Source organism: Rivularia sp. UHCC 0363 (assembly GCF_034931125.1).
Taxonomy (GTDB): Bacteria; Cyanobacteriota; Cyanobacteriia; order Cyanobacteriales; family Nostocaceae; genus Rivularia.
The window spans coordinates 36,734-45,633 of sequence record NZ_JAYGHM010000009.1 but is presented as its reverse complement, the minus strand read 5'-3'; the positions used below and the strand labels follow the sequence as shown (position 1 = coordinate 45,633).

The window sequence follows — 8,900 nt, the reverse complement described above, 5'->3', positions numbered from 1 at the left end:
GAGAATTAATAATTATTATTACAATTTTAATTTTCTTTTCCTGTCTAACCCAACCTACTAAGTCTGTAAGTTGAATAAATAACCTTACTAGACACAGAGTACGCCGAGGAAATAAGGTCAAAGAGAGATTACTAGTAAATAAACTGAGAAAAGTATCGTCAACAACTAAATAAATCGCACAATACTGAAAGGAATCGCTAGTATAAATAAAATCCCTTCCCATTTTAAGATAATGCTTGACACCCTTATCGGTACCATTAGCGACTTTGCCAAAGATGAATTAAAGCGCAACGAAAGGGTGATTAAACTACTCAAACACTTTAATCTCGATCCAGATCATCCCCCAGCAGAGTTTTCTGGTGTTTATAATTACGCTTTGGTGGAATATGGGGTGGGGAAATCACTGGCAATCTTACAGCTTTTTCGAGAAGATAAAGTCCAAAAGGCGTTTCGTAAAGCTTATGATGCTGATAATCCGAATATTGTTATAAATGAAGTTGAAAAGATTCTCCAACCCGATGAATGGAATATTTTAGAAGCAGGAATTCGGGAAGAAAAAATTGATGTATTGCATGAATTAGCCGAGTTTAGCGCGGTTTTTCTCAAGGTTGTACAGTTAACTCGTACTCCTGCTGAGGTGAAAAGGGATCGGAATATTGAGAGTTTGCAGCAGGAATTGTCAGTTATTAAGCAAGAGTTACATCAACTAGGAACCCTCAGAGAAATTAAAACTGAACTTGCTAAATTAACAGGTACAGACACGACAAATAATGTATGTAAAGCCGAACATTTAGCTACACAGTTACAAGGTTGGTTTTCCACCCTTGGTTATCAATTTGAAAAATATCAGGTTTGGGAAGCTGATTATTTTGAATTGATTATCAAAATTCAAGGTAGAAGACGCTTTGACAGAATTTTAGTTAGGGGAATTGATGGGGAAGCGGAAATTAGCGATTTGATGGCTTTACGTCAAGCGGTAGAAGCCCAAAAAACTGATGAAGGCTGGTTAATTGCTGCACGTCGGGTTTCTCGCGCTGCAAGAGATGAAGTAAGTAAAGACGAACACAAAAATTTATTTTGCTATACCCTTGACGAACTGATAGATGAAACCGCAGATTTTACCAACTATATAAATTGGTTAGAAGCCGAGGTGAAGAAACGCAAAATAGATAAGTTGTACGTTCCTTTAGCCTGTACCAAAGAAGAATTTGACCCCATAACGAAACATAAAATGGGGATTAGTTGCTACGACGAACAAGACGGATGGATAGATGGTTACGTCGATATGTGGATAGATGACCCTGCAAAGGAGCATCTTTCTATATTAGGCGAATTTGGTACAGGAAAAACATGGTTTGCATTTAATTATGCTTGGAATGCACTTTTGAAGTATAAGGAAGCTAAAAAAAGGGGTTTGTTGCGATCGCGTTTACCTCTGGTTATCTTGCTGCGAGATTACGCGAAAGCCTTGGATGTAGAAAACGTCATGGCTGGATTTTTCTATTCCCAACACGAAATCAGCTTAAATAGTTCGGTATTTGAACAACTCAACCGCATGGGGAAACTGTTATTAATATTTGACGGTTTCGATGAAATGGCAGCCAAAGTTGATAAACAACAGATGGTAAACAACTTTTGGGAACTAGCCAAAGTAGTAGTTCCCGGAGCAAAAGTTATACTTACCTGTCGTACCGAACATTTCCCCGAAGCCAAGCAGGGACGCAGTTTATTAAACGCAGAGTTACGGGCATCGGTCGCCAATTTAACCGCCGAATATCCGCAATTTGAAGTGTTGGAATTAGAAAAATTCAGCGACGCACAAATAAGACAGGTGTTTTCTCATGTTGCTAATAGCGACACCGTAGACAAGATAATGCACAATCCCCAACTTCTAGATTTAGCACGTCGTCCGGTGATGAGCGACTTAATTTTAGAAGCATTACCAGATATCGAAGCCGGAAAACCCGTTGATATGTCGCGGGTGTATTTGTATGCAGTGCGACGGAAAATGGAAAGGGATATAAAGAGCGATCGCACTTTTACATCTTTGGCAGATAAAATGTATTTCCTGTGTGAAATCGCTTGGGAAATGCTTTCAAATGACCAAATGAGCTTGAATTATCGCTTATTTCCCGATCGCATTCGCAGGTTATTTGGAACAGCCGTTGAGGAACAAAAAGATTTAGACCACTGGCATTATGACATGATGGGGCAAACAATGTTGGTGCGGAATGCTGATGGTGATTACACTCCAGCCCATCGTTCGTTGTTGGAATTTTTTGTTGCGTATAAGTTTGCCGCTGAATTGGGAGTATTAGCTGATGATTTTTTGGAAGTTGTTAGGGGAGACTTTGAGAAAAAAACTATAGCGCTACAGTTTCCGTGGGGAGAATACTTTCAGCGTCATAGGGATAAAACTATTCCGCTAGAGAAACTGAAATCTTTTAAAAGTGAATCTTTGAAGAAATTAAGGGAGACAGTTGGGAAAGCACCTTTGACGAAAGCGGTTTTGGATTTGTTGGTGGGGATGATTGATAAAGGAAGTGTTGGGGAGAAGTTGTTAGAGGTTATTGAGGAGACGAAAGGGAAGAGTGAGGGTGAGGTTGGTTATGTTGGGGGGAATGCTGGGACTTTGTTGGTGAAGGTAGATAATTGTGCGATTGAAGATACAGATTTAACTAATACAGTAGTTTTAGGTGCTGACTTTAGTAATGTAGTTCTTCGTAATGTCAATTTTGCTAAAGCTAATTTAAGTCACTCTATTTTTACGAAACCTTTCGGCTTAATTTTATCTTTAGCATTTAGCCCAGATGATAAATCTCTGGTAACTGGCGGTGCTGATGGGGAAATTCGTTTATGGCAAGTTTCTGATGGAAAGCAAATTTTTTGTTTTAGAGGGCATAATAACTGGGTAAGTTCAGTTGCTTTTAGTCCAGATAGCAAAATCATCGCTAGTTGCAGTCACTCCGGTAACGTAAGATTGTGGCATTCACAAACTAAACAACTCTTAAAAACTTTACGAGGACATACTAATAAAGCGCATGGATTATCTTTCAACTCAAACGGTACTATTCTTGCAAGTTGTAGCGACGATCAAACTATAAAAGTTTGGGATATCACTACTGGAGAATGTATTACAACTTTGCAAGGACATACTCATGCTGTATTGGCAGTATCAATAGCTCCTAATGGTCAAATTTTAGCTAGTAGTAGTTATGATTCTTCTATAAAAGTTTGGGATATCTCTACAGGAAATTGTCTTAAAACTTTGCAGAGCAATGAATATGGTATTAAATCAGTTGCATTTAGTCATGATAGCAAAATCATTGTAAGTGGTGGTGCAGATAAAACGATAAAACGCTGGGAAGTCACTACTGGAAAATGTATAAATAATCTGAGTGGACATAATGCTGTAATTCATTCCTTAGCTTTTAGTAAAGATAGCAAAACTATTTTTAGTGCAAGCACTGACCATACAATAAAAATTTGGTCTATAGATGATGGAAAATGCTTGAAAACATTAAAAGGACATAATGCTAGACTTCGGGCAATTGCTCTCAACTCAAACGATACAGTACTTGCTAGCTGTAGCGATGACCAAACAATAAAGCTTTGGGATACGAATACTGAAGAATGCTTACAAACCTTGCATGGATGTAGTAATTGGATACAATCAGTTGTTATTACTCCCGATAGCAAAACTATTATTAGTGGTAACAATAATCAAACAATAAAATTTTGGGATATTAATACAGGAGAATGTTTCAGAACTCTCAGAGGACATAACAAGTGGATAAGTTCAGTTTCTATAAGTCCTAACGGTAAAATTATCGCCAGCAGTGGTGGCGATCGCACTGTAAAAATCTGGGATATTAATACTGGCAACTGTCTAAAAACTATAGACGCACACCAAGCCTCTGTGTCAGATCTAGTCTTCGGTTTCGATGGTTTAATTGTTGCTAGTGCAAGTTTGGACAAAACTATTAAATTATGGGAAGTTTCCAGTGGAAAATGTTTACAAATTTTTCAAGGACATACTCATACAATAAAATCAATTATATTTAGTCCTGATAGTAAAACAATAGTAAGTGTTAGTAAAGACTGCACAATAAAATTTTGGGATATCAATACTGGAGATTGTTTCAGAACATTAGAAGAACATGATGCTGCTATATCCTCAGTTACTATGAATCCTAATGGTAAAACCATTGCAAGTGGTAGTAGGGATGGCATAATCAAAATGTGGAATTTCGACAGTGGAAAATGCGTGGGAACCTTGCAAGATAATCATTGTGGAATAGAGTCATTAAGATTTAGCTATGATGGTTCATTGCTTGCTGTTAGTAGTCTTGACCAAACTATAAAGATATGGGAATTTCGCACTAGTGAATGCATCAAAACATTAAAAGGTCATACTAATAGAGTTTCATCAGTTGCTTTTACCCCAGATGATAAATTTTTAGTTAGTGGTAGCTATGACGAAACTATCAAAATCTGGAACATCGAAACGGGTGAATGCATCAAAACCCTCAGCAACAAACCCTACGCAAACATGAATATCACTGACGCTACAGGATTAACTCCAGAACAAAAATCCTCACTAAAAGCATTAGGAGCGGTGGAAGAGTTATAAGTTAGGAGTGAGGAGTTATGAGTTAAAACCCTTTAACCTTTAACCTTTAACCTTATTATCATGAACAACTTAAACATAAATAAAGCAATTAATACACAATTAGTAGAATCTCTAGTACAACTCATTCACTCACTTTCTCCAGCAGAACAAGCTTTACTACAAACAAAATTACTTAGCGATATTCCCTACCCTTCAGCTAACGAACTTACACATCTTGTCGAAAGTGGTAATGCATTGGATTTTCTTAACGATGAAGCAGATATTTACACAATTGCAGATGGAGAAGCTTTTCAATTGCCCTAAAGCCAAATAGCCTAAAATAAAAAGATATAAAGCTAATTAAAAACTTATGACAGTCAAAGAATTAGAAGCACAGCTATTATCATTAACAGCAGTCGAAAAAATCGAAGCTATCCGCATTTTAACCCAAAATATCAATCAAAACCCTCGTGGAATTACAAAAACTCCTGGTGTGATGGGTGCAGATGCTTGTATTGCAGGAACTCGTATTCCTGTATGGTTATTAGTAAAATTTCGTTCTCAAGGTGCAAGTGACGCTAATATTTTAGAAGCTTATCCTCAACTTAATGCGACGGATTTGGTGAATGTTTGGGTTTATGCTCAAGCATATCCAGATGAAATTGAAACAGCGATTAAACAACAAGAAGAAGCTGATGCAATTTTAGATTAAATTTTAAATATTTAATATCTGAATACAATTATGGTGCGTCTTTATGCTGATGAACAGTTTCCCCGTCAAGCTGTAGAATTACTTCGTGATTTGGGCTACGATATTCTAACTACAAAAGAGTCAGACAATGCAGGAATTGCAGATGAAGCTGTTTTAGATTTTGCAACTAGCGAAAATCGTGCTGTTTTGACTTTTAATCGTCGTGATTTATTTAAATTACACAAACTTAAACCAAGTCATTCTGGAATAATTGCCTGTAAAGAAGATACTAATTGGCAAAGATTAACAAAGAATATTAATATAGCTATTTCATCAGAAGAAAATTTAACAGGTAAAGTAGTTCGCGTGAATCGTGCTTCTAATTAAACTTTGCGTTCCTCTGCGCTTACCTACCCTTCGGGAAGACGCTCCGCGTCAACGCGCTCCTCTGCGTTGAAAATTAACCTTACCTCTCCACCAATAAAAAATTATTTTATTTTTACCCAATTTGCGAGCAATACAACACGCTTATAAGTATTTTGGAATAGTTTTATTATCAATAACCTTATTTATAAATTAAAACCTAAACAAACATCATCTGACTAATTGTGTTGCTGACAACTGCACTTCCCTAAAGTTCAATGGTATTCTCTTCAAAATTAATATTAGCTGCTAGTTAGCTTCAGGAAATTTTAAAATTTATGTTATTCCGTCAACTTATTGACTCAGAATCTAGTACTTATACTTATTTAATTGCCGATAATAATACCAAAGAAGCAGCAATTGTAGATCCGGTATTAGAACAATTTGAACGAGATTTAAATCTATTAAATGAATTTGGCTTAAATTTACGTTACTGTTTGGATACCCACATTCATGCAGACCACATCACCGCTGCGGGAAAGCTTCGTCAAGCTACGGGATGTTTAAATATTTTACCTAAAAATTCCCCTACAAAATGCGCTGACAGCTATATCCAACACGGACAAGTATTACAAATTGGTGCAGTTACCATCGAAGGAATTTCAACTCCCGGACATACCAGCAGTCACATGGCTTATTTAGTCAACAACACTCATCTATTAACTGGTGATGCTTTATTTATTCGCGGTTGTGGAAGAACTGATTTCCAAGATGGTGATGCGGGAACTTTATACGATTGCGTTACCAAAAGATTATTCACCCTACCCGACGAAACCTTAGTTTATCCCGCTCACGACTACAAAGGATATACCGTTTCCACAATTGCGGAAGAAAAACGCTTAAATCCCCGCTTTGCTGGAAAAACCCGCGATGATTTTATTAAATTTATGGAAAATCTTAACCTTCCCTTCCCCCAAAAAATGAAACAAGTAGTTCCCGTGAATAAAAATTGCGGAATGTAATTACAGTGAGCAGTTAGCAGTTAAGGGACTTCCAAATTAAAAAATATCTAATTTAGTAGTGCGAGCATCTTGCTCGCTTGAGATAGACAGCGAGCAAGATGCTCGCACTACCTTAGATAAATTAAATTATTTTTTAAAATTCTTAATTCCCCCCATCTCCCCATCTCCCCCATCTCCCCATCTCCCCATCTCCCCCATCTCCCCATCTCCCTATCTCCCCATCTCCCCCCTCCCCGACACGTCGTCATACGTTAAGAATTACTAAAATAATGTAACGCTTCGGAGGATTTACTGCTTACCTAGTGAGTGGCAAAGCTGACACGTAAAAGGTGAAAGCAACCAAGAGGGGCAATTAATTATATTCATGGAAATTTTATCTAATACACTAGCGCTGTCACGAATGCAGTTTGCACTGACGGCGATTTTTCATATGTTATGGCCTGTTTTAACTACGGGCTTAGGAATTTACTTAGTTGTTGTGGAAGGGTTGTGGTTAAAGACACGCAATCAGGATTACTATTTTCATGCTCGTTTTTGGTCGAAGCTTTATGTTCTCAACTTTGGTATTGGAGTAGCTAGTGGGATTCCGATGGAATTTCAATTTGGCACTAATTGGGGCCCGCTTTCGGAAGCTATTGGTAACTTTTTTGGCAGTGTCATCGGTTTTGAAGCGTCTTGGGCTTTTATGTTGGAGGCTGCTTTTTTAGGGATTATGGTGTTTGGTTGGGAGCGAGTTAACCCGAAAATTCACTATATGGCGACGATTTTGGTTGCTTTTGGCGCGAATCTGTCAACTTTATGGATTTTGTCGGCTAATTCTTGGTTACAAACTCCCGCAGGTGGAAGTTTTATTAATGGTGAGTTTGTAGTTAGCAATTATTTCAAAGCAGTGTTTAATCCTTTTATGGCTGTGAGTGTTTCGCATATGTTCCTGGCAACTTTGGAAACTTCGCTGTTTGTGATTGGTGGAATCAGCGCTTGGTACATTTTTAATCAGCGGAATCCAGCTTTCTTTTCGATTGCTTTAAAAATTGCGATCGCAGTTGCTATCATTGTCGCACCTCTACAAATTTGGGTAGGACATTTGAGCGGTGAACAAGTCTATCACTATCAACCTTCTAAGTTAGCCGCGATGGAAGCGCAATGGGAAACCACACCAGCAGGGGAAAGCGCTGATTGGAGTCTATTAGCAATACCCGATGAGAAGACGGAAAAAAATGCTTGGCAAATTACTGTTCCTAATGCTTTAGGCTATATTTTAGAATTTAAACAAAAGCTTTCCGAACCCGTACAGGGTTTAAAAACGTGGAAACCGGAAGATCGACCGCATATGGTCGGATTAATTTATTATGCTTTCCGTACCATGATTGCGATCGGTTTTTTCTTTGCAGGATTAATGTTATTGAGTGTTGTTCAGTGGTTACGCGGAAAGCTTTCGGCAGAAAATATTACTGAGCAAAGTTGGTTGATGCTTGGTTGGATTTTCGCTGCACCTTTGGGTTATATAGCGGTAGAATCCGGCTGGATTGTACGTTGTGTCGGCAGACAGCCTTGGACTGTATACAACCAAATTCGTACAGTTGATGCAGTATCAAATATCCCACCTGGTAATGTGTTAACAACACTTATTTGCTTCGCAACAGTTTACAGCATCTTATTTATTGCTGCGTTATTTTTCGGTAGTCGGATTATTCGTCGGGGACCTAACTTTAATTTACCCGTACCGGGAATAGAAGAAAAACCCGCAGTCGAAACCACACCAGCGCAATTCATCCCCGATGAACGTCCTGTGGAAGCACAACAGTAATAAAGTTAAGAGTTAGGAGTTAAGAGTTAGGAGTTATAAATAAAAAATATTTGTAGTGGGAGCATCTTGCTCCCTATCTCCCCATCTCCCTATCTCCCCATCTCCCTATCCCCCTATCTCCCCATCTCCCTATCTCCCTATCTCCCTATCCCCCTATCTCCCTATTTCCCCATCTCCCCATCTCCCTATCCCCCTATCTCCCTATCCCCCCATCTCCCTATCTCCCTATCCCCCTATCTCCCCATCTCCCCATCTCCCTATCTCCCCATCTCCCTATCCCCCTATCTCCCCATCTCCCCATCTCCCTATCCCCCTATCTCCCTATCCCCCCATCTCCCTATCTCCCTATCCCCCCATCTCCCTATCCCCCTATCTCCCTATCTCCCCATCTCCCTATCTCCCCAT

Annotated in this window: 7 protein-coding genes; 6 read left to right on the top strand and 1 reads right to left on the bottom strand. The window is 38.7% G+C overall.

Annotation, left to right across the window (positions count from 1 at the left end; genetic code table 11):
* Positions 1–232 precede the first annotated feature (232 nt).
* From VB797_RS07435 to VB797_RS07415, 5 genes are all read left to right on the top strand, one after another.
* Positions 233–4,633 carry an NACHT domain-containing protein gene (locus VB797_RS07435; RefSeq protein ID WP_323237034.1) on the top strand — a complete coding sequence of 1,467 codons (4,401 nt, stop codon included), beginning with the start codon at positions 233–235 and terminating at the stop codon, positions 4,631–4,633.
* 60 nt (positions 4,634–4,693) lie between these two features.
* Positions 4,694–4,936: a hypothetical protein gene (locus tag VB797_RS07430; protein ID WP_323237033.1), complete on the top strand. Its 243-nt coding sequence runs from the start codon at positions 4,694–4,696 to the stop codon at positions 4,934–4,936.
* Between the two features lie 46 nt (positions 4,937–4,982).
* A complete protein-coding gene (locus VB797_RS07425; protein WP_323237032.1) occupies positions 4,983–5,324 on the top strand; it encodes a DUF433 domain-containing protein in 342 nt (113 codons plus the stop codon).
* A gap of 30 nt (positions 5,325–5,354) precedes the next feature.
* Positions 5,355–5,690, top strand: coding sequence for a DUF5615 family PIN-like protein (locus VB797_RS07420; RefSeq protein WP_323237031.1), 336 nt, complete (start codon positions 5,355–5,357; stop codon positions 5,688–5,690).
* Between the two features lie 314 nt (positions 5,691–6,004).
* Complete coding sequence (locus tag VB797_RS07415; RefSeq protein ID WP_323237030.1) at positions 6,005–6,688, top strand: MBL fold metallo-hydrolase; 684 nt, start codon at positions 6,005–6,007, stop codon at positions 6,686–6,688.
* A 107-nt stretch (positions 6,689–6,795) separates the two neighbouring features.
* On the opposite strand, the gene VB797_RS07410 is transcribed toward VB797_RS07415, so the two are convergent.
* The gene (locus VB797_RS07410; RefSeq protein ID WP_323237029.1) at positions 6,796–6,936 is read right to left on the bottom strand and encodes a hypothetical protein; all 141 of its coding nucleotides are present in this window, start codon (positions 6,934–6,936) and stop codon (positions 6,796–6,798) included.
* Positions 6,937–7,052: 116 nt separating this feature from the next.
* Here VB797_RS07410 and VB797_RS07405 point away from each other — a divergent pair, with 116 nt between their 5' ends.
* Positions 7,053–8,495 (top strand): cytochrome ubiquinol oxidase subunit I, encoded by a 1,443-nt coding sequence (locus VB797_RS07405; RefSeq protein WP_323237028.1) that lies wholly within the window; start codon positions 7,053–7,055, stop codon positions 8,493–8,495.
* The last annotated feature ends 405 nt before the right edge of the window (positions 8,496–8,900 follow it).